The 1739-nt window shown below is 45.8% G+C and carries 1 protein-coding gene; it reads left to right on the top strand.

The window, feature by feature from the left end:
- Positions 1-60: 60 nt before the first annotated feature.
- Entirely contained in the window at positions 61-1707 is a 1647-nt protein-coding gene (gene pgm, locus AB4507_RS22860; protein ID WP_017061952.1) for a phosphoglucomutase (alpha-D-glucose-1,6-bisphosphate-dependent), read from the top strand.
- Positions 1708-1739: the final 32 nt, after the last annotated feature.

The raw sequence follows: 1739 nt of genomic DNA, 5'->3' as shown, positions 1-1739 counted from the left end.
GATAAGAAGATATTATGAGGTTTTTTTGTTTTAAAATTTTATATATAAGGATGTCGAAAAATGGCTATGCACCCTCGTGCTGGGCAGAAAGCTCAGCAGGAAGATCTTCATAATATCCCGGCTTTAGTTGCTAACTATTTCTTACAGCAACCGGATGCTACGAACCCAGATCATAAAGTACTTTTCGGTACTTCAGGTCACCGCGGTACAGCAGACAAATCAACATTTAACGAAAACCACATTCTAGCAATTGCACAAGCGGTTGCTGAAGTTCGTGCCGAGCAAGGTACAACTGGCCCTCTTTTCTTAGGTAAAGATACTCACGCTCTATCTGAGCCTGCGTTCTCTACGGTTATCGAAGTGCTTGTAGCGAACGGTGTTGAAGTTATTATTCAAGAAAACAACGGCTTTACTCCAACACCTGGTATCTCGCACGCGATTCTTACGCACAACCTAGTGAATGACAAAAAAGCCGACGGCATTGTTATCACGCCTTCACATAACCCACCTCAAGACGGCGGTATTAAATACAACCCGACACACGGTGGCCCAGCTGAAGCTGAACTGACTCAAGCGATTGAAGACCGTGCGAACGTGATCATTGCTGAGCAAATGCAAGGTGTTAAGCGTACGCCTATCGCACAGGCTAAACAGTCTGAGCTAGTAAAAGAAGTTGACCTAGTCGCGCCATACGTCGCTGATTTGGTTAACGTCGTGGATATGGAAGCGATCCAGAAAGCAAACATCAAGATTGGTGTTGATCCACTGGGTGGCAGCGGTATTGATTACTGGCGTCAAATTGGTAAAGCGTACAATCTAGATCTTACTCTGGTAAGTGAAGCGGTTGACCCTTCATTCCAATTCATGTCTCTAGATAAAGATGGCGTAGTTCGTATGGACTGTTCTTCTCCATACGCAATGGCAGGCTTACTGGCGCTTAAAGACGAGTACGCTCTAGCATTTGGTAACGACCCAGATTACGATCGCCACGGTATCGTGACACCTAAAGGTTTGATGAATCCAAACCACTTCTTAGCGGTTTGTATTGATTACCTATACCGTAACCGTGAAGGTTGGGGTAAAGACGTTGCTGTTGGTAAGACACTAGTATCAAGTGCATTAATCGATCGCGTAGTTTCTGACTTAGGTCGCGAACTTTGTGAAGTGCCAGTTGGTTTCAAATGGTTCGTTGATGGCTTATACAACGGCCAGTTTGGTTTTGGTGGCGAAGAGAGCGCAGGTGCTTCTTTCCTACGTAAAGACGGTACGCCTTGGTCAACAGATAAAGACGGCCTGATTCTTTGCTTGCTTGCGGCTGAGATCACAGCAGTGACAGGTAAGAACCCACAAGAATACTACGAAGAACTTGCCGCTAAACACGGTGAATCTAAGTACAACCGTATTCAAGCGGTAGCAAATGGTGCACAGAAAGACGTGCTGAAGAAACTATCTCCAGAGATGGTTTCTGCTGAGACGTTGGCTGGTGATGCAATTACTGCACGCTTAACACACGCTCCAGGTAACGGTGCTGCGATTGGTGGCTTGAAAGTGACAACTGAGAACGGCTGGTTTGCTGCGCGTCCATCAGGCACTGAAGACATCTACAAGATCTACTGTGAAAGCTTTAAGGGTGAAGAGCACCTGAAAGCAATCGAAGCAGAAGCTCAAGAGATTGTTAACCAAGTATTTGCAGCCGCTGGCCTATAATCGAATCTCGATTACTAGGGCGTGTTGATCTT

The organism is Vibrio sp. 10N.222.54.A3, assembly GCF_041474095.1.
GTDB lineage: Bacteria > Pseudomonadota > Gammaproteobacteria > Enterobacterales > Vibrionaceae > Vibrio > Vibrio crassostreae_C.
This window is presented reverse-complemented; position numbering and strand designations above follow the sequence as displayed.

Coding starts and splice junctions, on each gene's coding strand:
- pgm (WP_017061952.1), top strand. CDS start 61: ATGGCTATGCACCCTCGTGCTGGGCAGAAAGCTCAGCAGGAAGATCTT.